Annotated in this window: 19 protein-coding genes; 15 read left to right on the top strand and 4 right to left on the bottom strand. The window is 56.7% G+C overall.

Annotated elements, in window-relative coordinates:
• Window positions 1-7: 7 nt before the first annotated feature.
• The 6 genes from QMX97_RS08790 to QMX97_RS08765 all read left to right on the top strand — a co-directional run bounded on the left by QMX97_RS08790 (window position 8) and on the right by QMX97_RS08765 (window position 10,886).
• Window positions 8-8,227 carry a hemagglutinin repeat-containing protein gene (locus QMX97_RS08790; protein ID WP_282396740.1) on the top strand — a complete coding sequence of 2,740 codons (8,220 nt, stop codon included), beginning with the start codon at window positions 8-10 and terminating at the stop codon, window positions 8,225-8,227.
• Complete coding sequence (locus QMX97_RS08785) at window positions 8,214-8,432, top strand: hypothetical protein (protein ID WP_065899526.1); 219 nt, start codon at window positions 8,214-8,216, stop codon at window positions 8,430-8,432. Before QMX97_RS08790 ends, QMX97_RS08785 begins: the two co-directional genes overlap by 14 nt.
• Before the next feature lie 93 nt (window positions 8,433-8,525).
• Window positions 8,526-9,314, top strand: coding sequence for a signal peptidase I (gene lepB, locus QMX97_RS08780; protein WP_282396739.1), 789 nt, complete (start codon window positions 8,526-8,528; stop codon window positions 9,312-9,314).
• A 28-nt stretch (window positions 9,315-9,342) separates the two neighbouring features.
• On the top strand, window positions 9,343-9,822 hold the full coding sequence (locus QMX97_RS08775; protein ID WP_106805492.1) for an RDD family protein: 480 nt from the start codon (window positions 9,343-9,345) through the stop codon (window positions 9,820-9,822).
• A gap of 29 nt (window positions 9,823-9,851) precedes the next feature.
• Window positions 9,852-10,448: a hypothetical protein gene (locus QMX97_RS08770; protein ID WP_213552129.1), complete on the top strand. Its 597-nt coding sequence runs from the start codon at window positions 9,852-9,854 to the stop codon at window positions 10,446-10,448.
• Window positions 10,449-10,451: 3 nt separating this feature from the next.
• Entirely contained in the window at window positions 10,452-10,886 is a 435-nt protein-coding gene (locus tag QMX97_RS08765; RefSeq protein ID WP_282396738.1) for an RDD family protein, read from the top strand.
• Window positions 10,887-10,938: 52 nt separating this feature from the next.
• Here QMX97_RS08765 and QMX97_RS08760 read toward each other — a convergent pair whose 3' ends face one another.
• Both QMX97_RS08760 and QMX97_RS08755 read right to left on the bottom strand, forming a co-directional pair.
• Complete coding sequence (locus QMX97_RS08760) at window positions 10,939-11,526, bottom strand: hypothetical protein (RefSeq protein ID WP_282396737.1); 588 nt, start codon at window positions 11,524-11,526, stop codon at window positions 10,939-10,941.
• Between the two features lie 16 nt (window positions 11,527-11,542).
• Window positions 11,543-12,154 (bottom strand): hypothetical protein, encoded by a 612-nt coding sequence (locus QMX97_RS08755; protein ID WP_106805488.1) that lies wholly within the window; start codon window positions 12,152-12,154, stop codon window positions 11,543-11,545.
• A 182-nt stretch (window positions 12,155-12,336) separates the two neighbouring features.
• Between QMX97_RS08755 and QMX97_RS08750 the strand changes: the two genes are divergently transcribed.
• The 4 genes from QMX97_RS08750 (at window position 12,337) to QMX97_RS08735 (ending at window position 15,900) form a co-directional block, all read left to right on the top strand.
• Window positions 12,337-12,966 carry an amidase gene (locus tag QMX97_RS08750; protein WP_282396736.1) on the top strand — a complete coding sequence of 210 codons (630 nt, stop codon included), beginning with the start codon at window positions 12,337-12,339 and terminating at the stop codon, window positions 12,964-12,966.
• Between the two features lie 96 nt (window positions 12,967-13,062).
• Window positions 13,063-14,715 carry a VWA domain-containing protein gene (locus QMX97_RS08745; protein WP_282396735.1) on the top strand — a complete coding sequence of 551 codons (1,653 nt, stop codon included), beginning with the start codon at window positions 13,063-13,065 and terminating at the stop codon, window positions 14,713-14,715.
• 22 nt (window positions 14,716-14,737) lie between these two features.
• The gene (locus QMX97_RS08740) at window positions 14,738-15,310 is read left to right on the top strand and encodes an RNA polymerase sigma factor (protein ID WP_065899535.1); all 573 of its coding nucleotides are present in this window, start codon (window positions 14,738-14,740) and stop codon (window positions 15,308-15,310) included.
• Window positions 15,307-15,900 (top strand): hypothetical protein, encoded by a 594-nt coding sequence (locus QMX97_RS08735; RefSeq protein ID WP_282396734.1) that lies wholly within the window; start codon window positions 15,307-15,309, stop codon window positions 15,898-15,900. The genes QMX97_RS08740 and QMX97_RS08735 overlap by 4 nt, the downstream gene beginning before the upstream one ends.
• Window positions 15,901-16,063: 163 nt before the next feature.
• On the opposite strand, the gene QMX97_RS08730 is transcribed toward QMX97_RS08735, so the two are convergent.
• Entirely contained in the window at window positions 16,064-16,855 is a 792-nt protein-coding gene (locus QMX97_RS08730) for a hypothetical protein (RefSeq protein ID WP_282396733.1), read from the bottom strand.
• 1,151 nt (window positions 16,856-18,006) lie between these two features.
• Between QMX97_RS08730 and QMX97_RS08725 the strand changes: the two genes are divergently transcribed.
• The 5 genes from QMX97_RS08725 (at window position 18,007) to QMX97_RS08705 (ending at window position 25,036) form a co-directional block, all read left to right on the top strand.
• The gene (locus QMX97_RS08725; RefSeq protein WP_282396732.1) at window positions 18,007-19,785 is read left to right on the top strand and encodes an AAA family ATPase; all 1,779 of its coding nucleotides are present in this window, start codon (window positions 18,007-18,009) and stop codon (window positions 19,783-19,785) included.
• Complete coding sequence (locus QMX97_RS08720) at window positions 19,778-21,559, top strand: ATP-dependent helicase (protein ID WP_282396731.1); 1,782 nt, start codon at window positions 19,778-19,780, stop codon at window positions 21,557-21,559. The genes QMX97_RS08725 and QMX97_RS08720 overlap by 8 nt, the downstream gene beginning before the upstream one ends.
• Before the next feature lie 78 nt (window positions 21,560-21,637).
• Window positions 21,638-22,540 carry a hypothetical protein gene (locus QMX97_RS08715; RefSeq protein ID WP_282396730.1) on the top strand — a complete coding sequence of 301 codons (903 nt, stop codon included), beginning with the start codon at window positions 21,638-21,640 and terminating at the stop codon, window positions 22,538-22,540.
• The gene (locus tag QMX97_RS08710) at window positions 22,540-23,001 is read left to right on the top strand and encodes a hypothetical protein (protein ID WP_164558471.1); all 462 of its coding nucleotides are present in this window, start codon (window positions 22,540-22,542) and stop codon (window positions 22,999-23,001) included. Before QMX97_RS08715 ends, QMX97_RS08710 begins: the two co-directional genes overlap by 1 nt.
• Before the next feature lie 4 nt (window positions 23,002-23,005).
• Entirely contained in the window at window positions 23,006-25,036 is a 2,031-nt protein-coding gene (locus QMX97_RS08705) for a hypothetical protein (RefSeq protein WP_282396729.1), read from the top strand.
• Window positions 25,037-25,152: 116 nt separating this feature from the next.
• Here QMX97_RS08705 and QMX97_RS08700 read toward each other — a convergent pair whose 3' ends face one another.
• The gene (locus QMX97_RS08700) at window positions 25,153-25,998 is read right to left on the bottom strand and encodes a chromosome segregation protein SMC (RefSeq protein ID WP_282396728.1); all 846 of its coding nucleotides are present in this window, start codon (window positions 25,996-25,998) and stop codon (window positions 25,153-25,155) included.
• Window positions 25,999-26,085 lie beyond the last annotated feature (87 nt).

The raw sequence follows: 26,085 nt of genomic DNA, 5'->3' as shown, positions 1-26,085 counted from the left end.
TCTGAATATGGACGTTCGCCCTGTTGTTGCCCTGAAAACCCTGTCCCAGCGTGGCCTGGCCCTGATCCTGGCCAATGCGCTGTTCTGGCAGCCGCTGCTGGCCCAGGCCGACGGCATCGTGGTCAGCGGTCCGGGCACGACCGTCGGCCAGGCGGGCAACGGCGTGCCGGTGGTGAACATCGCCACGCCCAATGGCAGCGGCCTGTCCCATAACCAGTTCCAGGACTACAACGTCGGCCCCAATGGCGTGATCCTCAACAACGCCACGGGCATGGTCCAGAACACGCAACTGGGCGGGATCATCGTCGGTAACCCGAACCTCAAGGGCGGCGCTGCGAATGTCATCCTCAACGAAGTCAACGGCGGCAGCCCCAGCCAGTTGCGCGGCTACACCGAAGTGGCGGGCCAGTCGGCCAAGGTGATCGTCGCCAACCCGTATGGCATCAGCTGCAACGGCTGCGGTTTTATCAACACCCCGAATGTCACCCTGACCACCGGCAAGCCAGTTATCGACAAAGTCGGCCGCCTGGACCATTACCAGGTGGATGGCGGTGCGGTGACCATCGACGGCAAGGGCTTGAACGCGAGCAACGTCGACCATTTCGAGATCATCACCCGTTCGGCCAAGATCAACGCGCAGATCAATGCACGCGAGCTTACGGTGATCGCCGGTCGCAATGACGTCGATGCCAAAAGCCTGAAAACCACCGCGCGCGCCGACGACGGCAGCGCCAAGCCGGAGCTGGCGATCGACTCGTCGGCGCTCGGCGGCATGTACGCCGGCGCCATCAAGCTGGTGGGCACCGAGGCCGGCGTCGGCGTGAAGCTCGACGGCACATTGGCCGCCAGCGGCGGCGATATCCAACTCGATGTCAACGGCCACCTGAGCATGGCCCAGGCCGCCTCCAGCGGTGCGGTGGACATCAAGGCGGCAAGCCTGGATGCCCAGGGCCCGGTCTACGCCGGCACCACCCTGAAGGCAAAGACCAAGGGCGAGCTGAAAAACCGCAAGAGCCTCGCCGCCCGTGACAGCATCACCCTCGCGAGCAACGGCAAGCTGACCAACAACGGCATCATCGAAGCCGGGGTCAACGCCGACAACACCCGCAACGCCGGGGGCGACGTCACGCTCGACAGCCAGCAGATCACCAACACCGGCACCGTAATCGCCAATCGCAACCTGACCGCGACCGTCGCCCAAGACCTGGATAACCAAGGCGCCAGCATGAGCGCCAAGCAAGCGCTGAACATCACCGCCGGCAGCCTCGATAACCGCAACAAGGGCCAATTGCTCAGCGACGGTACTCAAACCCTCAACGTCAGCGGCCTGCTGGACAACAGCCAGGGCGGCATCATCGACAGCACGGGCGCATTCACCCTGCACGGCAATACCCTGGACAACAGTGCCGGCAACCTCACCGGCGCCAGCACGCTTACCCTGGATTTGCTCGGTGACCTGATCAACCGCAACGGCAAGCTGGCGAGTGTCGGGCCCTTGCTGGTCCAGCGTGCGGCCCACCTCGACAACCAGGGCGGCAAGCTCGCAAGCCAAAGCTTGCTGACGGTGTTCGCCACCAGCATCGACAACCAGAACAGCGGCACCCTGGCCGCCAACGATGGCCTGAGCCTGACCGCCTCCGAAGGCGTACAGAACGGCACCAACGGCCTGATCCACAGCGAAAAGGCCGGCCTCGGCATCACCGCCGGCACCCTCGATAACAACGGCGGACGCATCGCGGCCAAAGGCGGCGATGCGCTTATCGATGCCACGGATTTCAACAACGGCAGTGGCAACCTGTTCGCCCGTGACCGCGTGCGCCTGAGTGGCGTGAATGTGGATAACGGCGGGGAGATCGCCGCCGACCGGGTCGACGTCAGCCTGCGCGGCGCGCTGGTCAACCGTGGCTTGATCGAAAGCGCCACGACCCTGGATGTCGACAGCGCAAGCCTCACCAACAGCGGGCAAATGCGCGCCCTCGGCGTCGCCGGCAAGACCCGCTACGCCATCGGTGGCCTGCTGAACAACAGCGGCAGCCTGGAGACCGCCAACGACCAATTGAGCCTCGCCGCCGGCACCTTCCAAAACACCGGCGGCAAGGTGTTGCACGTCGGCACCGGCGTGCTCGACCTCAGTGGCATCAGCCTCGATGACGTCGGCGGCAGCCTGGTGACCCAGGGCGACTTGACCCTCGACAAGACCCACTGGACCAACAGCACCGCGATTCAGGCCGGGCGCCTGACGGTGAATGTCGACAACCTGCATCAGACCGCCACCGGGCAATTGCTCGGTACCCGCAGCCTGGTCGGCAGCGGCCAGGACTGGACGGTGGGCGGCTCCGTTGCCAGCCAGGGCAGCCTCGACCTGTCGGTGGGCAACCTGCTCAATGACCACGGGTTGATCTTCAGCGGCGGCGACATGAACCTGAAGGTCGACCGCCTGAAAAACCTCGGCGCCAGCATCTACGCCATGGGCAACCTGCGCGTTGACCGCGACGGCCAGGGCGGGCTGGCCACCAGCATCATCAACAGCTCGGGCACCATCGAAAGCGAGCGCAACCTGGTCCTGGCGGCCAGCACGATCGACAACATCCGTACTGTGCTGACCACCGAATCGGGCATCTACAGCGCCTCCATCACCCCTATCGCCTGTGTCGAGGGCGTGACCGGTGGCGACTGCGACGGTGGCAAGCAGAACCGACCGTTCCAGATCACCCAGCGCGATCGCATCATCGTCAGCGACGCGACGGCGGCGTCCAGCATTACCTCGGGCGCCGACATGCTGCTGACCGGCGGCGACCTGCTCAACAGCAGCAGTAGCATCGCTTCGGGTGGCAATATGACGGTGCGAGTCAACCAATTGACCAACGTCGGTGTGGTGACCCACGACACCCAGTACGACCGCGTGTTTACCTCCGATCGCGAGCGCAAGCCAGAGGGTTGGTACCGCTACGCCGCGAACTTCACTGACCAATATTCCATTGGCGGCACTCGGTACGACGCCAATAACCTCGGCGGCCTGGAAGCGTCGCTGGCGACGTTTATCGGCGCGATGCAGATGGAGAAGCTCCCCCTGCGCAAGACCACCGAACTGGCACCGGTGGACCAGAGCTACGCGGCCGTGATCCAGGCCGGTGGCGCTGTGAATGTGCAGGCCCAGGCGGGTATCGACAACACAGTCGTGCGCGGCGGCTACACCTACGTCGGCAGCGGCGCCAACAGCCATGCGCCGGGCTACTCGACCGAGGTCAGCCTCAACCCGCAGCTGCCTCCGGACGTCGCCCAGCAACAAGTCAACCCGTTGGGCCTGCCAGGCTTCGACCTGCCCACCGGGCAGAACGGCTTGTTCCACCTCAATGACGGCAATGGCGTGAACGGTGTGCCCACCAGCCAGTTCGCGGCCAACCCGCACAAATACCTGATCGAAACCAACCCGCTGCTCACCGACATGCGCCAGTTCATGAGCTCGGACTACATGCTCAGCAAGCTCGGTTACGACCCCGACACCGCGCAACGGCGCCTCGGCGACGGCTTCTACGAACAGCGCCTGATCCAGCAGGCCGTGCTTGCGCGCACCGGCCAGCGTTTCATCGACGGCCAGACCAGCGATGCCGACCTGTTCAAGCACCTGATGGACAACGCCATCAGCAGCAAGGACGCGCTCAGCCTGTCGGTGGGCGTCAGCCTCACCGCCGAACAGGTTGCGGCCCTGACGCACGACATCGTGTGGCTGGAAAACGCTACCGTCGCCGGGCAACAAGTGCTGGTCCCGGTGCTGTACCTGGCCCAGGCCAGCAACCGCCTGGCGCCCAATGGTGCATTGATTACCGGTAGCGACGTCAGCTTGATCAGCGGCAGCCACCTCAATAACGCCGGCACCTTGCGCGCCAACGGCAGCCTGCTGGCCAATGTCGGCAGCAACCTCACCAACAGCGGCTTGATGGAAGCCGGCGGGCGTCTCGACCTGCTCAGCGGCAACAACCTGACCAACCGCGCGGGCGGTGTCATTGCCGGGCACGACGTCAACCTCGCCGCCGGCGCCGACCTGCTCAACGAGCGCACGGTGACCACCCACGAAAGCGCCAGTGCCTATCGCACCGAGCGCAGCGATTTCGTCGACAGCGCCGCGCGCATCGAGTCAGCCAACGCATTGACCTTGCAGGCCGGGGCCAACCTCAACAACGTCGGTGGTGTGCTCAAGAGCGGCGCGGACACCACCGCACAAGCCGTGGGCGACGTCAACATCAGCGCCTCGCAAACCCTCGACAGCGGCGCCATCGGCACGCGCTCCAACTACAAGACCATCGCGCAACAAGGCTCCGTGGTGGAAGCCGGTCGCGACCTGCACGTGGTCGCCGGGCGCGACATCAGCATCGTGGCCAGCCAGGTGCAAGCCACGCGCGATATCAACCTGGTCGCCACCCGCGATTTCAACGCGGGAGCAGCGGCCAATGAGCAGCACTCGACGTTCAACTCGAAAAAGGTCAAGCGCATCGAGGACCACGTCCAGCAAGTCTCCAGCGTGATCAAGGCCGGTGGCGACGCCAGCCTGAGCGCCGGGCAGGACCTGCAACTGGTGGCGAGCCAGGTCAATGCCGGCAGCGAGGCCTACCTGGTGTCGGGTAAAAACCTCAGCCTTAAAACCGCTGAAGACCAGGACTACAGCTTCTACAGCAAGACCAAGAAAACCTCCCAGGGCAAGAAATTCCGCCTCGACGAAACCGACGCCGTGAACAACGTCGGCAGCCTCGTCAGCGCTGGCACTCACAGCACGGTCGTCGCCGGCGAAAACCTGCTATTGGCCGGCAGTGCCGTCACCGCCGAAAAAGGCGCGGCGCACTTGGTTGCCGGGCAGGACGTGAGCATCCTCGCGGTGAGCAATTCGGACAGCGCCCGCCACGAACGCAAAGAGAGCAAAAGCAGCTGGGGCGGGCTCAAGGCGAGCAAGGTCGAGGACAAGGTCGACGAAAAACGCACCACCGCCATGGGCAGCATGGTCTCCGGCGAAACCGTCACCGTCGCGGCCAAGCGCGATGCCGTGGTGACCGGCTCCGCGCTGGTCAGCACCGGCGACCTCGCCGTGCAGGCCGGCCGCGACCTGACCATCGATGCGGCGCAGAACACCTTCGCCCGCACCGACATGCACAAGGAAAAAAACCGCGACCTCACCGGTGTGTTGACCGGCAACACGCTGGGCCTGGATGACATCATCGGCAACCAGAAACTCTACATCAACAGCTCGAAGCACAACGGCACCGCCAATGAAATGACCCTGACCGGCAGCACGATTGGCTCAAGTGCAGGCAATGTGTCGCTGACTGCAGGGCGTGAGCTGGCGGTGATTGCCAGTGATCTGGTGAGTACCAAAAACATGGCGCTCACCGGTGCGAACGTCAGCATTACGGCCGGCATGGAAACTGCCAGCCAGACCAGCAAGGACAGTTCCAAGAGCCTGGCGGTAGGCCGTGTGATCGCGGGCACCGTGGTCGATACCACTAAAAGCATCCGTGATGCCGCCGAGGCAGCGCGCAGCTCCGACGACCCGCGTCTGAAGGCAGTGAAAATCGCCCAGGCGGCGCTGTCGGTCTACAACCTCAATAACCAGGCGGGCGAGCTCAATAAGCAAAGCACCGGTTTCAAGGACAAGACCGGCGGCTCCGCCGGTAACGGCTCGCTGATCAAGATTGGGACTGAACTGGCCAACACGCGGACCAAAAGCAGCAGTGAATACACAGCCCAAACCGCTCATCAGAGCAGTCTCAATGCGGGTGAAAACCTGCTGATTGTCGCGGCGGGCGACGCGCCGCAGACCTTGGGCGACCTGCTGATCACCGGCAGTTCATTGAAAGCGGGCAACACTCTGTTGTCGGCGAAAAAAAACATCCTGCTGCAAAGCGCGCAGAACACCACTGAGCGTAAAAACGATGGCTCGCGCAACCGGACGGCCATCGGCGCCAGCTTCAACATTGGCGAGCAAAACGGCTTCACTCTCGACCTCGGCGCACAAACCGCCAAGAACCTGGGGTCGGGTGGCTCGGTGACGCAGGTCAATACCACCCTGGACACCGGTTCACTGGTGCTGCGCAGCGGCCAGGACACGACCTTGGCGGGTGCGCAGGTACGGGCTGATCGCATTGATGCCGACATCGGCGGCAACCTCAACATCCTGTCGCGACAGGACACCGAGACCTCCAAGAGCAAGCAGGACAGCGCCGGCTTCGGGGCGAGCATCTGTATCCCGCCGTTCTGCTACGGCTCCACCGTGGCGGCGTCGGCGAACCTGGCGGCGTCGAAGATGAACAGCGATTACCAGGCGGTGACCGACCAGAGCGGGTTCTTTGCCGGCAAGGGCGGCTACACCATCGACGTGGCCAAGAACACCACCCTGCAGGGCGCGGTGATTGCCAGCGAAGCCACGGCTGACAGGAATTTACTGCTCACCGATCGTCTGCTGGTCAGCGACATCAAGAACAAGAGCGAGATCGAAAGCAAATCGGCGGGCATGAGTGTGTCCGGTTCCTACGGTGGCGGTGTCGGTACGCTCACACCCGGGGCGCTGTATGGCATGGCGCTGAATGATTCGGACCACAGCCACACCCGCAGTGCCGTGAGTGAAGGCACGATCGTGGTGCGCAACCCGGAAGGCGCGGGCGACCTGATCGGCCTGAACCGCGACACGGCCAATGCCAACCAGCACCTCGACAAGCCTGACCAGAAGGCCATGCAAGAACGCATGGACCTGATCAAAAGCTCGATGGAGTTGACCAAGGGGATCGGCGACGCCATCGCCGCCGCCAGGATCAATGCCGCCAATGACCCCAACAGCGACATCAATAAAGCCACACGGCAGAAGCTGATTGAGGACGGTATCGCTAACCCGACACCGGCGCAGATCAGCCAGCAAGCCCAGAAGGATTATGGTGTCGGCAGCAGCTTCCAGAAGGCCAGCCAGGCCGTGACGGCCGTGGTGCAGGCGGTCATGGGTGGCAGTGTTGGCGGTGCGTTGGCGGGTGCGGCGGCACCGTACCTGGCCCATGAAATCAAGCAGCAGACTGAAGGCGACCCCTACGCCAACCTGATGGCTCACGCAGTGCTGGGTGCGGTGGTGGCGCAAGCCCAGGGTAACTCGGCGTTGTCAGGGGCAGCCGGTGCTGCAACCGGCGAATTTATTGCCCGCCAGCTGTATCCGGGCACTGCGACCGCTGACTTGACCCAGGCGCAAAAGGCAACGGTTTCCGCGCTGTCGAGCTTGGCTGCGGGTGTGGGCGGAGGTCTCGCGGGCGGTGACATGTTCGGCGCTGTCGCCGGCGCTCAAGCAGGACGTAATGCGGTGGAAAATAACTGGCTGAGCGAGACAGAAGCCCGGGCGCTTGATAAAGAACTGACAGCCTGTAAAAACGTCAGGGGTGGAGACTGCGCGCCGGTGATAAAGAAATACATCGATATCAGTAATGAAAACAGTAAAAGAATGGCGGGTCGCTGTACGGGTGGGGGATGGACGTGTGTCCCGCGCGAAGAGGAAATCCAGGCAAGTACCAATGTTGCCAGAGATGCCGATCCCTCACAGTTCCGCATGAGTGAAAAGTTGAAGAACCCCGAGGCCATTGCGCTGGTTAATTATCTGAATGGCGCGGACCTCAAGTTTCTGAAGGAAAACATTACCGACTCAGACCGCGTGATGTCGGTTGTCATCGATCCGTTCACGTGGCCTGCCATTTTGATGGGCGGTAAATCCATTCTCACCAATGCAGTGACCAAAGGGCGAGAACAGTTAGTCTCCGTGGGCGTTTCCGCCGGTGTTGGCGCCGGTATCCAATACGTGACGGATGGCAAGGTGACACTGGCGGACGTGATTGGCTCTGGGATAGTCGGGGCCATCACCCCCGGTAAAGGGTACAGCCCTACGGTCACGTGGAATGCAACAGGTAGTTATTATCAGGCTGAAATGAAGGGCGATGATCCGTTCATGGCGGCCTTGGTAGGTAAAGCGGGCGCAACCGTAGGGTTCGGCATTGGTAACATGGTCAAATTACCCTTGGAGAAGGGCCTTAACCCTTTGTCCAAGCAGTACGAGTGGGTACCGGCCGGAATATGGACTATTACAAAGCCCGCCCCGCCAAGCTCCATTCCTTCCATCGCGGGTAATTTGGGTGACTCCACGGCCTCCGGGCTTTTCAACAAAAGCGTCGAGTACTATATGAAGAAAAGAGACCTCAATGAGAAGAAATGAACCCTGGTGGGTCGCCATTTATCTGCCGTGTGCCTTTGCGTTGGCGCTGCTGTTCATGAGTGTGTTCTTCCAGGTGGCGGGGTACTGGTTGAGTGGTGGCGAGGATGTCATCGGACTGGTGAAGGAAAACAGCCTGCTGTACCTGAAAGTGGCCGGGGTTGGATTCATCGCGGGGTGGGTGCTTTGGTTCTTTAATGTGCGCTGATTATCCACGGGCAGCGGAGCGTATCAGGCGGACACTGCGTTAAACTCCGGCCCGTTGTTCGGCTAGGCGCCTTTACCTTTTCAAGGACGATGAATGAAACCCGTAAAACTTTCCCTGCAGGCCTTCCTGATGTCCTGCCTGGTGGCCGGCTGGGGCCTGGTGTATGTCGACCGCATCCAGTGGGGCATCCGCGTCGCGGCGCTGATGTATATCGGCATCGTGCTGCTGGGCCTGTGCGGGCTGATCTCGACGCCGCTCGGTTTGTATGTCCTGTTGGGCTTCATCATCAGCGTCAAGCTTGCCTCGGCGGTCACCGCCGCGGTGCTGGCGCGCCGCTACACCGGCCCGCTGAATGTGCCGCGCAAACGTGTCCACGTGCTCTATGTGGGCGTGCTGGTGGTGGTCACGCTGGTCTTGCTCTCGGTGCTGCGTGCACCGCTGCTGGGCTTCAACACCTACTTCGTACCGACAGCCTCGATGGCGCCCACCGTGTCGATCGGCGACTACATCGTGTCCGACCTGCGTGCGGGGCCACCCAAGGTCGGTGACATCGTGGTGTACCGCTGGAATGGCAGCGAAGCGATCAAGCGCGTGGCGGGCGTCGCCGGGGACACCTTGGAAATCGTCAACGGCGAGCTGATCCACAATGGCGAAAACCTCGGGCTGTTCCATGCCCAGGCCGACCGTGTGAAAGGCCCGGAATCGCTGACGCTCGCGCCGGTCAAGGTTGCGCCGGGGCACGTCTACCTGCTGGGCGATAACCGCCACAACAGCAATGACAGCCGCTTCATGGGCCAGGTCGCGGTTGAAGACGTGGTGGGCAAGGTGACCGGTATCTGGTCCTCCAAAGACCGGACGCGGATCGGCACGACATTCCCTTGATACCTTCTTGAAGCTGGAGCAACACCCTATGAATGTCCCGAACACCACCGGACGGGCGACCATCCTGGCCAGCATCGGCCGCCGCCTGGCCGCTCGTATCATTGATTGCGCCATCGCAGTGCTGATCTTTTTCATCGTCAAATCCGGCGCCGACGCGGTGTCTGCCTATGTGCCTGCGATAACGTCTCAGCGTGGCATTCTCTCGGGCTTTTTTGCAGGCTTTGCCTACGTCCTGTTGGCCGATGCATTGCCCAATGGCCAGAGTCTCGGCAAGCGCCTGTTGAGCATTGCCACCGTCGACCGCAAGACCCGCAAGGGCTGTACCCTTTCGCAGTCGCTCACCCGCAATGCCGGGGTGCTGGTGGTGATCGATTGGGTGTGGATCTTCATGGAGTCACGCACGCGCCTGGGGGATATGTTCGCCAAGACCATCGTGGTCCAGACCGGCAACCTGACCACGGTGCGCAGCCTGGCGGACATTTATGACAACGGCACTTCCCGTGGCTGATGGTTATTTAACGGACAAGGACACGTCAGATGATTTACCGAGCTTTTATCCTCCTGTGCCTGGCAGCCCTCGCCGGATGCCAGGGCCTTCCCTATCGCGGCGCCGAAGATCAGGCGCGGATCACGGCTGACCTGAAGCTTGCGGCGACGCCCGCCGAGTTCACCAGGTTGCGTTGGGCGTACACGAACTACGGCGTGATGAAGGGCGAGCAGACCGAGGATGCAATCGCCGTGGTGCAGCCGGGCCTGATCACATTGGTGGGCTATGCGGGCGGGCACTATGTGCGTCAGGCCAGCTTTCCCGTGGCCACGGTGGACTGTGCGTACATCTTCGACAGCGAGACCAGTGATCGGCCGATCTGGCTGCTGCAGCAAGACCGTATCGTGTTCCTTACCGTCAGCGACTTCCGTGGCAATGGCGACGTGCTCAAGCGCACGCAATTGGTCAAGGCATTGGCCGCCAGCGGCTTCACGCTGCACACCGATGCCCAGGGCCCGGCCTACCGCCCCACCGGCAAGTCGGAACGCCTTTTGGTGCTCAACCCCATCGTCGGCAAGCACATGGAAGACATCGCCGAGAACCAGGCGCACAACGTGTGCGGCCCTCAACCCCTTAAGGATAAATGACTGATGAGCGACTCAGCGTCGGTGGCCGGCAGCGATAACCTGGCCAGCCCGGTCAAGCGGCTGCTGGGCTACCTCATCGATATGGGCGTGGCGTTTGGCTTGCTGTTGTTGAAGACGCCGCTCGGCTATGCCGCCCTGTATGCCCACACGGCGACTAGCCTGATGCTTTTCCAATACGCCAGCTCCGCGCTGACCTTATTGGCGATTGGGTACCTTCTCTTTTGCGATGCGTTGCCCCAGGGCCAGAGCCTGGGCAAGCGCGTGTGCCGCACGGCGGTCGTGGGTTATCCGTACCCCACGAACTGCACCGTGGTGCAGTCGTTCCTGCGCAACCTGCCGAAGCTGTTGCTCAGTGTGCTGGACGGTATGTTTGTATTGATGGGACTGCGTCGGCGCCTGGGCGACATGTTGGCCAAGACAGTGGTAATCAATACCTGACGCGGGCATTCAAGGTGGGAGCGCGGCAGCTCCCATCCTGATCCCAGGCGTGTTACAGCAACTTGCGCTGCACCGCCTCCTCGAGCGTGCTGCGCGTCAATGCGTCGACCACTTCGCGTGTATCGCTCTGGAACGGCAGGCCCACGATCAGCACCAGATGCACCCAGGTGCGCACCGATTCACTCTTCTTGACCCGACCCAGTTCCTTGCCATCCTTGTCCTTGAACACCGTTTCAAGGGTGAAGATGTTCTTCGCGGTGGTCGGGATGACACAGAACGTGAAGCCGGTAATGAACGCCGACACCGGGCTGTATTCTTCATTGTTGTGCAGCGTGGCATCCACATAGATGTCCGAGTCGACCTTGTCGGTGCTCACCCGCGCGAAGCGGTTGGACTGGCGAAACGTATCCGCCACAGTCTTTTCCCACAGCGCCGCCGGTGCACCCGCCGCCGCATTGCCCGGGCCGCCGTTGACGTGGTTCTGCGCGGTGGTGCGCACGTACACCGTAGGTTTTTGCTCCGGCGCATTGGCGGTCGGCGGCCAGGTCTGCACGGCTGGCAGTTCGTGTTGCGAGTACGACACGCAGCCCGTCAACAGGACGGCAGCGAGTACCAGGCAGTGTTTGATCAATCCTTTCATGCAGTGCTCCTTGAAGTTATGGCTTGGCCAGTTTGGCGGTGGCCGTGTCGAGCAGTTGCGCGACCAGTTTGCTCAATTGCTGGGCGCCCATGGACGGTGCCCAATACTCGCCGCTGTAGAGGCCGACGTTGTGCTCGAACTTGATCGATTCCTTGGCCGCAGCCAATTCCTTGCCGTTGCGGTCGACGATCACCAGGTCGCCGGCGACGTCGAAGCTGTCGACATAGATCGGGCCGTTGACCCAGATCCAGATCGTCAGCGTCAGCAGCGCGCCGGGCACGTAGGCCGGGTGCGGGCTGCGATGGCCCTTGAGGGAGGTCATGTTGAACTTGAGCACGACGTCGTTTTCTTCGAGGCGCACGGGGTACTCGGTGACTTGCTTGAAGTAACCCGCCGTGCGCACGTACTGGTTGAGCTGGGCCGTCAGGGAGCGGCTGATCGCCGTCTTGTTGGCCTCGTTGACGTCGGCGTCACTTACCGCCACATCGGCGATTTGCGCGCTGCGCGGGCTGCTGGCCGCTGCCGGGTGGAGCGGGGCGCCGATAGGGCCGGTGACGGTGTAGGAGACGCAGCCGGTCATCGACAGCGTCGCGATCACGGCCGCGGCCCGGAGGAGAAGTTTAAGCACGCAATATCCCTATAAGTGAACGAACCAAGTCAGTGTCTCGACCCATCCGGGGATAACTTGAGCCTCCATTTTTTATTTCGCCAAAAGGCCTTCGGGCGGCTTTGCGAGCGGCGGGGCACAGGAGTAAAGTCGCGCCCGTTACCTGACATTCCCCTCGCATTCGTTGCATGGAAACCCGCTCAATGGACCTGAAACCTCTCGCCCTGTGCAGCACGCTGTTGCTGTTGTCTGCCTGCAACCACCAACCCTGGGTGCCCTATGTTGCACCGCCCGCCGGTACCGACACGGCCAAGTTGCGTGTGATCACCAATGGCGAAGTGCGGGGCGGCGCGTACACCGGCTGCGTCGGCAATGAGCAAGGCTTGGCCAAGGCCGGGCGTTTTTATGACGTGGTCAAGCCAAGCGTCAATTACCCGCAATCACCCTTGGTGCCGCCAAAGTTGGGCATGCCCCCGCGCGTGCTGCCGAAGATGGCCGAATACCTCGGTGTGACCAGCATGGCCGAAGGGATGTACACCGAGATCGTGGCCGAATACCAGGTGCCGGCGGGTAAGCCGTTTCTGATGGTGCGCGAGGAGTTGGCGGTGGGCAGCTACGGCAGCACCTACAGCAAGTGCCCGGCGCTTTCGCGGGTGTACACCTTTGAAAAGGGCCGCCAGTACGAGGCTTACGTCGGCATGGTGTATGGCTCGGATACCGAGGGCAAGATGGGTGTGCGCTGCCCCTTCTTTGTCTACGAGTTGCTGGCACCGAACCAGGGCATCCCGATGGCGATGGAGTCGACATTGGCAGCCGATCGCCCGTGCCATTGAGGTGCGGGTCGATTGAGTAGACACGGCTTAACCCGAACCACCTGAAGCTTGCGTCTGACCTTGTGAACGGATCATTCATTCACGAGGTTCAGACCCATGTCCTACTCCCCGCTCTTCCTGCGTCCTGCTGCCCAGGGCTTTGCCGTGACCTTGTTGGTGGCGCTGGCTGGCTGCGGGCTGTCTGCCTCGCATGATGTGGCCAAGCCGGCCAACGTTGCGCCGGTCGCCGAGTTGAAAAGTACCGCCGTGCAGGGCGCCGTGAGCCAGCGCATACCGTTGCCCGCCCCCATGACCACGCGCCTGGTGATGCAGGATTCGGCAGCGATGGCCTACCGCAGTGAGCCCCGCGAGCAATACCAGAACTTGCCGGATAACCCCGTGCACCGCGTGGCCGAAACGCCGGTGTCCACCTTCAGCGTCGATGTCGACACAGGCAGCTATGCCAACGTAAGACGTTTCCTCAACCAAGGCAGCCTGCCGCCCGAAGGCGCTGTGCGACTGGAGGAAATGGTCAACTACTTCCCCTACAACTACGCGTTGCCTACCGATGGCTCGCCCTTTGGTGTCACCACTGAAGTCGCCACCACGCCGTGGAACCCGCACACCCAATTGCTGCGCATCGGCATCAAGGCCTCCGACCGCGCCGTGGCGGACCTGGCCCCGGCCAACCTGGTGTTCCTGGTGGATGTGTCCGGCTCCATGGACCGCCGCGAGGGTCTGCCCCTGGTCAAAAGCACCCTGAAGTTGCTGGTGGATCAGTTGCGCGACCAGGACCGGGTGTCGCTGGTGGTCTATGCCGGTGAGTCCCGCGTAGTGCTCAAGCCCACCTCCGGGCGAGACAAGGCCAAGATCCGCAACGCCATCGACCAACTCACTGCCGGCGGTGCCACGGCGGGTGCGTCCGGCATCGAACTGGCTTACCAGATGGCCCGCGAAGGGTTTATCGACAAGGGCATCAATCGCATTCTGTTGGCCACCGACGGTGATTTCAACGTCGGCGTCAGCGACTTCGACAGCCTCAAGCAAATGGCCGCAGACCAGCGCAAAAGTGGCGTCTCCCTCACCACCCTCGGCTTTGGCGTGGATAACTATAACGAACACCTGATGGAACAGTTGGCCGATGCCGGCGACGGCAACTACGCCTACATCGACACCCTGCGCGAAGCGCGCAAGGTGCTGGTCGAGCAACTCAGCTCGACCCTGGCGGTGGTGGCGCGGGATGTGAAGCTGCAGGTCGAATTCAACCCGGCGCGCGTCAGCGAGTATCGCCTGCTGGGCTATGAAAACCGTGCGCTCAAGCGTGAGGATTTCAACAACGACAAGGTTGACGCCGGCGAAATCGGTGCAGGGCATACCGTCACCGCGCTGTATGAAATTGTGCCGAAGGGTGAGAAAGGCTGGTTGGAGCCGCTGCGCTACACGTCAGCGCCTGAGGTGGCGCACAACACCGGCGAGCTGGCGCTGCTGCGGGTGCGCTACAAGCCGGCGGCAGGCGGTGACAGCCGGCTGATCGAACGCCCGATCGTCAACGCGTCCACTGCGGCCAGCGACGACCTGCGCTTCTCGGCGGCCGTGGCGGCCTTCGCCCAACAGCTCAAGGGCGATGGCCGCTACACTGGCAGCATGAGTTTGCCGGACACCGCCGCACTGGCCCGCTCGGCGCGCGGGGATGACCCGTTCGGGTTGCGTAACGAGTTTGTACAACTGGTGGAATTGGCCCAGAGCCTCAAAGCCCCGGCCAAACATTGAATAAAGGGAGTTAGCCATCGATATGCCCGCTCCAAACGACCTGCCCAGCGACGAATCGCTGCTGGCCCGCTACCGAACCGGCGATGGTGCCGCGTTCGAAGCCTTGTACGCGCGGCACCGCCAAGGCCTGTATCGGTTTTTGGTGTCCCTGAGCAACAAGGCCGAACTGGCCGAGGAAATCTACCAGGAGACCTGGCTCAGCCTGATCCGCAGCAACACGCAGCCACAGGGGAGGGCGAGTTTTCGTACGTGGCTGTTCCAGATTGCCCGCAATCGACTGATCGATTACTGGCGCAAGCACGGGATTCACAACCCCCTGCACGACAGCTACGACGAGCAACTGCATGCCCAGCCCGACGACAGCGCCGGGCCCGAGCAGCAACTGAGCCTGAGCCGCGACCAGGCGCGCCTCGACGCCGCGCTGCAGGCGTTGCCCGAAGACCAGCGCGAAGTCTTCCTGCTGCGCCTGCACGGCGACCTTGAGGTGCCGCAAATCGCCGCCCTCACCGGCGCCCCGCTGGAAACCGTAAAAAGCCGCCTGCGTTACGCCCAGCAGAAACTGCGCCGCCTGCTGGCCGAGGAGATACCCGCATGACCGACTCACGACAAATGCCTGACGACGAGCTGATCCAGCATTTTCGTCAACACACCACGGGCGAACCGCCTGCGTCCCTCGACGCCTTCATCCTCGCCACCGCCCGCCGCGAAGCGCCGGCGCCGCAGCCAAACCTGTGGCAACGCTGGCTGCAAGCCTGCCAACGCCCGCGCTGGCAGATGGCATTCGCTACCGTCGCAGGCCTCGCGCTGATGATCGGCGTGGTGATGCGCTCGCCGGTGCCGCAGCCCGAGATATCCACCGCGACCTTTTCCGGGCTTCAACAGGACACTGCACGCCCGGCGCCACCAGCGTTCTCGGCGCCTGCACCTGCCCCCATGGCCCGATTGGCCGTCGCCCCACCGCCCCAAGCTGAAATCGCCGGCTCTTTGGCAGATGCCCCGGCCGCCAAACAACTGAGCAAGCGTGCGCCGGTGGCGCTGCCATCGTTGGAGCAGGGCTTGCGTGAAATCGTGCGGTTGCGCGCGGCGGGAGAAAGCAGGGCGGCGGACGAGCAGCTGCTGGCGCTGCATGAGCGTTTCCCCGAGGAAGACCTACCGGCGCGATTGGAGGCGTTGCAGAAGCACTGAATCAACACCCACAAAAAAGCCCCAGCGCTTTCGGCGCTGGGGCTTTTTCATGTATGTGGTGGCCCGGCGTCGTTTGAACTGGGTAGGGAAAGTGCCGTGGATACTGGGTCTTGCTGGGTGCGAATTGGTTAGGCATACACATAGGCATACAAGAGGCCGTTTTCTAGGCGGGTTTAGGGGCGCTCGGACCAGCATCCCCATTAGACTTTTTAGAAGGTGTTTTAAGTTCAGGCTTGAGCAACGTTTTTCTCACCACGCGGTTTGAGGCATTGTCGATTTTGTAGACGGTATCTTTGATTTGGAGGTAGGTCGATTTTGTATCGGCCACGATCAGCCGACCGGTAAGCGTCTCTTTCTGATCTGTGACAATGGTGTGCTCTCTTGAGAGTCCGTAGCTTGCCTGCACCCCGGTTTCTACCTCGTAATTTTTTCCTGCTCGTTCGATTCCGTTCCGAACGGCTGCCGTCGGAGCGATGAATATCATCATCAGCACCAGCCCTACTAGCACGCTTCTCTGGACCATGCCCCCAAATGATCTGGCGTCGTGCATCGCAAAGAAGAGAAATGTGACCGCCGCACCCATGCAAATAAATACAGCCCCTGGGATATACGCACCGAGCACTGGGACCTTATCTACAGTGCCCATGAGCTCGGAGAACGTGTAGCTGTAGCCGTACACCAGCAGCGTAGGAGTGCCAAGCTCAAGCTCGCTCGTTCCTATACCAAATTGCTCGTAGTACGCCGCAAGCTCTAGGTAACCCCAGACGATCAGAATTGCCTGCGACACCACGATTAGGAGCGTCCCGAATTTAAACACCAGATCGGCATCGATCCTTTTCGCCTGGATAGGCATGGTGCTGACCTTGTCGAGGGGAGATGGTCCCGCTAGCGGCTGCACTATGTTGATCGGGGTGGTGAGTTCTACCCGAACCGTTCTATCGCGTTTCCAGAACATGTCTCTCATCCTTGAACCTATGGAGGGCTGCGACGATAACTAAAGCGGTTCTGGGATGCTAGAAGTCGCCGGGGACCCTGAGGTTTTAGCTCTGGTACGGGGCATGAAACCCGCGGGATCGAGTTAGTGGGAGGCGTGGGAAGTTACTGAAATTTCAATCGTTGAAATTGAAAGGATGTTGAAGAAAAAGGGCCATCGTTACAGCATCGGTAAAGGTGGCTGTATCTGTTGCTGATAGTGAACACCTGCATGGCGTCAACCATGGTGATGGGTGTCAACCACGTCAACCTGTCAACCAACTTAAAACATCCAGCCGCTAACACGAACGCGCGGGTTCTATGCCCCTGTCCCTCGAAAGCCGCCAGGGTCCCCGGCGACTTTCGGCGCACCCTATTGACGCGCGCCGCTACAGGTCACGTATTCCGTGGCCTCCAGCACGTCATGCCTGACCATCACACTAGGCCGTCACATCGCACACGCCCAACCGATTGGCGGAACGCCGTTCGTACAGGCCCAGCGTTCGCGCAAACCAATGGTGCCATCGGCGCCCTATTAGATGCTTCCTGCCGCCAAGACCGACATGCTAGACGCGTGCATCAGTATCATGATGACGCCCCGAAGACTTTGCATGCCGCTCTGACGTGGCAGAACAACTTAGCGATCTTGCTCCGCTTGAGTGGAAAGGGACACAACCATGGGTGGGCCGCTGAAGGGCGTTTTACAAAGGGGCCTAGGGGGATCCCGATTCCAAACGATGTTACGTGTGTTACGTGTGTTACGTGTGTTGCTAAGACTCTAACCTATTGATTTATATATATTTATCCTTGTTACATCAGACGGCGTATTTGTAAATTACCCGTGTTACAAAATGCATGAATGTTACATCCATGGCGGTACCGGGCTCGCTAATACGCTCGCTAAAATGAGCAGCCACCGCCAACCTAGGCTGATAGGGTCAGAACGCAGGTTGCCGTTTTGGATCGAAATTTGTGTCTATCTCTTTGATGATTTTCGGATTTTTTTTTAGTGGCCTCCTGCCACTCGCTTCTCTGTTGCATATGGACTACCGTTGCGGCAATGATTCCGTCCTTCGCTACTGGGTCCAATTCCCGTAGATGCAGGAACAGAAATCGCATGAGAGAGGGAACTACATGCGCCTAGCTAAGCTGACCATTAATAACTTCCGTAATTTTTCGAAAATTGATATCCCGCTTGCGGGCAACGTAGTGCTGCTGGGTGAAAACAGGGTTGGTAAGAGTAATTTGCTCTTCGCCATTCGATTAATCCTCGACCCAACCCTTCCCGACTCTGCGCGTCAGTTAAAGCTTTCAGATTTTTGGGATGGATGTGACTTTTCCCAGAACCCGCAAATTGAAGTACATCTCGATTTCTCTGATTTTGATGGTGACAATGCCCTCATAGCGTTACTGACGGATTTTCGAGTGGCAGAGAATCCATCGGTAGCACGGTTAAGTTATGTGTTTCGCAAAAAGTCAGAAGTAGTTGGTGCTGTCAAAACTGGCGAGGATTGTGAGTTCATTGTCTATGGTGGCGGAGATGAAGACCGGGCTGTATCCAGCCGTGTACGCCGCCGGATAGCGTTGGATATGCTTGATGCGTTGCGTGATGCGGAGGGCCAGCTTGCATCGTGGCGCAACTCTCCTCTCCGCCCATTGCTCGAAGATGCCGTTGCTTCAATCGGTAGAGCCGAGCTGGATGGCGTGGCGGCTGACCTTGAGGTCGCAAATAAGAAGATGGAAAATTTCCCATCGGTAAAGGCACTTGAGGCGCTTCTTCGCTCCGGCATCCTCAGCCTCGCGGGCAGCTCACACGAGCTTGGTGCAAGACTGCGTTTTGCACCTACGGACCCATTGAGACTGTTTCGTTCGATAGGATTGTTTATCGATGAAGGGAAGCGGAGCATTGCGGAGGCAAGTCTTGGCTCGGCAAACGTCGCGCTCATAACGTTGAAACTCGCTGAGTTTGCATGGAGGCGGGCGAAGAACGAGCGTAATTACTCGTTGCTCTGTATAGAGGAGCCCGAAGCTCACCTTCATCCTCAGCTTCAACGAGCTGTATTCAATAAGCTTTTTCAACATGGCGACCCTGCCCAAGCGTTAATCGTTACCAGTCATTCACCAACTCTTGCCGCAGTTGCTCCATTGCGTTCGATCGTGAACTTGAGAGGTGTAGACGGCTCGACTAAGGCCTTTTCGCTTGCCGAGCTTCCTGTTACACCTGAGGAAATAGACGATATTGAACGCTATCTAACCTCAACGCGTTCAGAGCTGCTTTTTTCGAGAGGAGTGATTTTTGTCGAGGGAGACGCAGAGGAAGCTCTGCTGCCTGGCTTTGCGGACTCCTTGGGACGAAACCTGGACCAATTGGGAATTACGCTTTGCAACGTTGCGGGTACCAATTTCACTCCGTACGTTAAGCTCGTCGCTAGTTTAGGGCTGCCCTACGCGGTGGTAACGGATTGGGATCCGTTGGATGGTACAAAGCCGCCGCTCGGCATAGAGCGAACATTTGGAATCTTCGATGCGCACCGTATGACGCAGGGTGGAGCATCTCTAACACCCGCAGAGCGTGCACAGTGGGAGAACTTAGATGTCCAGGCTTTCAGTCCAGTTTGGGAGACGTGCGGCATTTTTCTGAATGATCAGACCTTTGAGGTCGCCATTGCTCAGACGGCCCCTCTACTTGATGCGCTACTTGATATTCTTGATGAGCAAGGCTTTGGCTCTGTTCGTACGGCTCGAATCAAGGCTTGGCGCACAGGTACTCCCGTTGACGCCGGTCAGCTCCTGGCAATGATCGCGGACATTGGCAAAGGCCGTCTTAGCGCGAAACTGAAGAAGAGGTTGCCTGGGTTCAAGCCTCCAGCCTACATCGCTTCTGCTATTGAATATGTGGCGTCCCGTGTCTAATCATCTCGCGCTGACGAGAGCGCTGACAGAGCTAGCACGCAACCAGGAGCAATGGGATGCGGCTCGTGAGCTAGGACATTGTGTTGTTTTGGCCGGTCCAGGCAGCGGTAAGACCAAAACGCTGACGACAGCTATGGCACGAGCGTTGATGGATGATGTCATAGACCCTCGTGGCGTCGCTTGTATTACCTATAACAACGAGTGCGCGGCAGAGCTAGAAACGCGTCTTGCAAAATTCGGGATTAGGAGCGCTGACCGTAACTTTATTGGCACGGTCCATAGCTTTGCTCTGACACAGGTTATCTCTCCTTACGCACGTTGTATCGATGGGCTTCTGCCCCAAAATTTTGGTGTCGCAACTTATCAGCAAACTCGAGCAGCAGTCGAGGTTGCCCATAAAATGGTATTTAACGACGAAGACGACCCTCACGTTCGCTGGCGCTTCGCTGAGGAAAAGCGAAGACGGGATGTTGATCGGAGCCTTCCGTGTTGGCGGGGGGTAAACCCAGAACTCGCCAACTTTATTGAAGCATATGAAGCCGTACTGCGCGGGGGAGGCTTGATAGACTTTGATGATATGCCTCTCATTGCTTTCAGGGTTATAAAAGATCATCAATGGATTCGGGACGCTCTACGGGCACGATTTCCTGTGCTTTTTGTTGATGAGTATCAGGATCTAGGCCATGCGCTTCATGAATTAGTTCTTCTACTTTGTTTCGAAGGCGGCATCAGATTGTTCGCTGTAGGGGATGGTGATCAATCAATTTACGGGTTCACTGGTGCAAATCCTGAACTGCTTCAAAGCTTGACCCAAAGAGCCGACGTCAGAACGATTCGTTTGCGATTTAATTACCGGTCAGGTTCAAAAATTATTCGTGCATCCCTCGGCGCGCTCGGGGAGGAGCGTGACTATCGCGGTATAGATGGCGCACCCGACGGAAATCTCAACTTTTATGCTGTAAAAGGGGATCACTCTGCGCAGGCCCAGTATATTGCAGCTGTCATTGTACCGGCCTTATATAATAGTGGGATTACTTTTGATCAGATTGCCATACTATATCGTGCTGCCTGGTTAGGTGACAAAGTCGCGGAAGCACTGGGGGATTGCGATTTAGCATTTGTACGTACTGATAGTAATGCCCTTATTAAGCGTAATTCCCCTCTGGCTCGTTTCCTAGAGGATTGTGCTAGTTGGGTAACTGGGGGCTGGGCTAAAGCGGATCCTGCATACTCGCGACTGCTTCGGCAGGCGCTTCGTATTGTATATGGCGGACGCTATAGCGCAGCGGAAGAACAGGCCCTTTCCTTACAGTTGATAGCTTTTCTACGCAGCAGTATTGATGGTGGGGAAACTGCTAACACTTGGCTGGCTAGGCTGAACAACGACCTGATTAAGCCGTGGAAAGCAGTTGCTCGAAACTCTCATCAGGAATGGGACGTTTGTTTTGAACTGTTAATGCGGACTAATCCAGCAGAAAGCAAAGATATTGATCTGAATGTATTCTGTGGTCGACTAGAAGGAACGGGTCGGATTACGCTGAGCACACTGCATAGCGCTAAAGGACGAGAGTTTGATGCGGTGATACTATTTGGCATTAACGATACGGATATTCCTAGTGCGCGCGATAAGCAAAGTGCGCGAAGCCTACGAGAAGCGCGGCGGCTATTTTATGTCGGAGTAACTCGGCCTCGAAAGGAACTATGTCTTGTATACAGGGAGAATCATCACTCGCCATGGGTCGCTGAGCTATATAGTCGTAGTCAGCGCGATTGAACGTGCTTTTGTAAAATAGAGATATAATGTTGGTAAAAATATTTTAGATTGCTATTGGGTTGTTTTGGGGGGGCAAGAATGATTAATAATAAGCATACTGATCCAAAAGCATTTGAGCGCTATTTTAAAGATATTATTAAGCTTCATTATTTGCCCGCTAACTATCGTGATGTCCCCGACGGGCAGGGCGGGGACTATGGTATTGAGTGCTATACTCTTCTTGGACACGCCTTTCAGTGCTATCTCCCAGAGCAAACATCAGACGTTGCTAAGCTAGTGGCAGCCCAAAAGGCAAAAATAAATCGTGATATAAAAAAGCTCTCAACTAATAAAACGAAGCTAGAGGCACTGTTCGGCTCTACGAAAGTATGCCGCTGGATACTAGCAACATCTGCGCATAAGTCTGCAGACGTAACTAGCTTTTGTGCTCAAAAATCCTTGGAGGTTCGAGATCAAGGGCTAAACTTTGTTGCTAGTGACTTTGAAATACTTATACATACTGAAGATGATTACAAGATTGAGGCTGCACATCTACACAAGCAGATTTATCAGTTAAATATAGATTTCGAAAGAAATACTACTCAAAGTGTTGAAGGGTGGATTGATAACAATCTTACTTTTCTTGATAACCTAGACAGAAAACTTCCAAAGATAATTGGAGACGAAGAAAGGCGGCAGCAAACAAAGAGCTCTCTAGTTCATAAGTACCTGGATTATCAGAATCTACTATCAAGACTGCTACAAGACTGGGCTGATATATATGAGGTTGTCGTGCGATCTGTTCAGAATCGCCAAAGCTATCTAGAGTCCAGATATCTTACGTCCCCCGATCTTCTTCCTAATGATGTTATAAAAGAAGAACTCCAAAAGCTTGAGGATGATCTTGCGAGAGAGGTCAGTACCTTGAAGCGTACAGATATTGAGTTGATAAAGTGGGGAGTTGTTTCTGATTGGCTTATTCGCTGTCCACTGGATTTCTGATGAACTTAGAAGAGCTTCTAAATAGCCCGTTTTCTTTTAATCAAAGAAAAACATTTACTCCTTGTGAAACAAGGCCGTTGTGGAAATGTTCGCTTGTCATTCTGATTATGGGAATAACAGGTCGAGAAAATCGTTGTTCTTTGAAAAAGATTCATACGGCCAATTGGTTGACTAAATCTTCAGAGCATCTTGAAGAGCTGTTAGATTGGTCTAAGTCGCAAACCCTTTTTGCTCCGCATATTCGATTGGATCCTACAGTGGATAGAGCAATCGATTTGACTGCTGCCTCTGGCTATATATGTAAGTCTGCAGGGAAAATATCTCTCACAGCAACTGGTGAGGAGTTGTTTTCACAAATTTTTTCCGACCCTGAGATAATGGGTAAAGAGAAAGAGATCCTAAAAGCTGCTAAGAAGTATCTATCAGAAGCAGCTGTTGAGCGTATATTCAAGGCGAATTAAGCATATGCTAGAGATTAGAAGACTTAAAATCATAGCGAAGACTGCTGTTGGTGATTATGGGGTTGATATACCCTTTGAGAGAGGGCTGTTCATTCTAAGAGTTGAAAATACTCACGGTAAGTCGACGTGTATGAACGCCATCGCATATGCATTAGGTATGGAGAAGGCTTTAGGTCTTGCAGATGTAAAACTTCCGTTTCCTCCCTCTTTGACGAAAGAAATAGAGGATGAAAATGGTATAGAAATGCCTGTTATATCGTCTTTAGTTCTTTTGGAAATAGGTAATGGTCAAGATAAAGTGGCCACGATAAAGCGACAAATTTTGGGTGCTTCGGATGAAAGTTTTATCCAGGTTTATTCAACAGGTATAGATAATTTTTCGACAGAAACTCCTCAAAAATTATTTTTACACAGAGAAGGCGATACTACTAGGACACTTGGATTTTACTATTGGCTAAGTCGGTTCATTGGTTGGGAGCTGCCAACTGTACCAACAATTGAAGGCCGAGAAGCACCACTATACCCGGCAGTTTTTTTCCCTACGTGGTTTGTAGAGCAAAAAAAGGGTTGGAGTTCAATTCAGGCAACAACACCCCTGTTTTTTAAAATAAAAGAAGCAAAGCGCCGCTCCATAGAGTTTTTATTGGCTCTCGAAACTAATTCAATTGTGAAAAAGAAACATTTCATAAAGACATCAATTGATGATGTTTCTTACTCTTGGAAAATATGTAAGAAAAACTTATCTCTTGCCGCAGCGAGAATTTCTGGGGAAGTAACAGGAATTCCAGATACGCCGGAGGTTAGTTTTGATCCTTACAAGATAGACATCGCAGTAAAAAGTAAGGATCAGTGGAGATCAATACAATTCCTGAAAAGCGAAACAGAAGCAGCGCTTGATATATTTTTGAAAGAAATGCAGGAGAAGAACAATGAGCAGGTCAACGATCTTAAGGTTGTAGAGGAGATTGAGTCGCGCAAAACTAAAGCTAGGGCGCTCACATATAGTGCTAACTCTATTGAGGAAGATATTAGTTATTCTGCTCAGCAGATACAGTCTGCAACAGTTCGCGTTACTAGGCTCAAGGAGGACCAGCGGAAATACGAAGACCTCAAAAAAATTGGTAAACTTGATATTGTAAAAGACTCCTCGTTAGGAGGTGCAACTTGCCCAACCTGCTCGCAGGGAATATCAGATAATCTAGTCAATCTTGAAGACTCCTCTTCTATAATGTCTCTTGATGAGAGTTTGAATTATATAAAAGAACAGAGTAAGTTGGTCGAGAGCATTCGAGCCGGACTTCAAACAGAAAAGCGACTTAAAGAAACTGAGTTGGGTAAATTAAATGTCGAAATATCCTCTTTATTTGAAGAGATGATCAGGCTTCAAAAGACGGTGATTTCGCCAGATGGCGTGCTCATGGAAGAAAATTTGCGTAAAAAGATTAATTTAGAAAATTTAATTCGGTCCTACTCTGATGGAATACTGGCTATTCTTCAAGCTAGGCTAGAATTGGATAAGCATGTGAAGGAATATAAAAGACTTATAGAGTCACGAAGAAAGTTGCCGCAAAATATTCTATCTGTGCTCGACTCTGAAAAGCTATTTGAACTGCGCGGTCATGTAGTAAAATTATTGAAAAATTTTGGATTTTCAAGCTTTAAACCAGATTTAATACAGATATCAGAAGAGACTTATCTGCCCACTCGCGAGGGATTTGACTTAGGGTTTGATACCTCTGCCAGCGATGGTATTCGGATAATTTGGAGTTATCTAATTGGTCTTTTCAAGTTGTCTGAAGATTATGAGACTAACCATCCTCAGGTTTTGATATTTGACGAGCCCAGGCAGCAAGAGGCTAAAAAAGTAAGCTTCACTGAGCTACTTAAAGAGTCTGCCGCAGCGTGTGCTATGCGTGGACAAATCATACTTGCAACTTCAGAGGATGAAGATGTGCTTATTGGCGCGTTAGGTGATACTCCATATACGATGCGCTCTTTTCCTGCGGGTGACGGAAAAATATTGCGTAAACTATAGTTTCGCATTGTAAATTGATTGAGGTTATATTTTTGGATTGTCGCCTCGTCTCCCATATTGGGAAATTTTTGGTGTTCGGCACCGTCTAGTTTCGCGACGGTGCCGAGATAGGTTTTTTATTGGGCGCCCAGCAAGTCTGCTAGGCTGTGTTGAGACGACCGGCTTATAAGTTCTCTACACGTCCAGCTCCCGAAGTTTTCACCCAGCTCTGGAATATCCAGTTTCATCAATGCTGTCGGATCTCTGTCAATTAGGCTTCGAGCCGCCCACAATTTTCCGCCTACATCCAGTAACGCTTTCGCGGCTTCGTTCCACTTTTCTTCCAGCACCGTGTTTGCCAAATGTGCTGCATTTTGCTCAATCTTGGCGTATTCGTTTTGTGCCTCCGTGATGTGCATATCAATCGTCAACAGTTCTTGCTCCAGTGCGGTGATAAGCAGTTGTTGGCGGCGGTGATGCTCAACCGCAGCCGTGAGGTTTTTTGCTGCCTTTTGAGCTTCTGCGTTAGCCGCTTTTTCGCCCTCTACATCGCCCCAGGCGACAGCCTGTGCATAAGCGGTGGCCGCGTCCGTTTCAGCTTGTCGAGCTTTTGCCATGTCTTCCTGATCGCTCTGGCGGACCTGCTGCAACCGGGTCTCGATGCTGCTGCGCTTTTCGTTGAGTTCCATTTCGTCGGCTTTCCAGTTCGCCATATCGCTGAGATATCCCGCAGCCAAGTTCTCACGGTTTGCCAATCTCTCAAGGCGAAGAATCTTTTGATTCAGGTTGCTGATCTCCAGATTTCGCGAGTCGATGCGTCTTTTGTGATCGTTGATTTCATCCTGCACGGCTCGTTGACGGCTCTGCTGGATAACCTCCGGGCTTTCCAGCGCCTCTTCGAAGGGAGCCAGGTCACCCTGAATGCTCTCCACTTCGAGGGTCAGTTGGTCGCGGTGGTCTTTCAATTCTTGGATAGTGTTCATCTGTATTGTCTCTGGGTACTGCAGTTAATAGGGATGGTTGTCGAACGGCTGGCGAGGCCGGGAATGAGCCGGCGCTACCTCGATCAG

This window comes from Pseudomonas sp. PS01298 (assembly GCF_029959745.1).
Taxonomy (GTDB): Bacteria; Pseudomonadota; Gammaproteobacteria; order Pseudomonadales; family Pseudomonadaceae; genus Aquipseudomonas; species Aquipseudomonas aylmerensis.
Note: the sequence above shows the minus strand (reverse complement) of the source record. Positions and strands in the feature narration are given on the sequence as shown.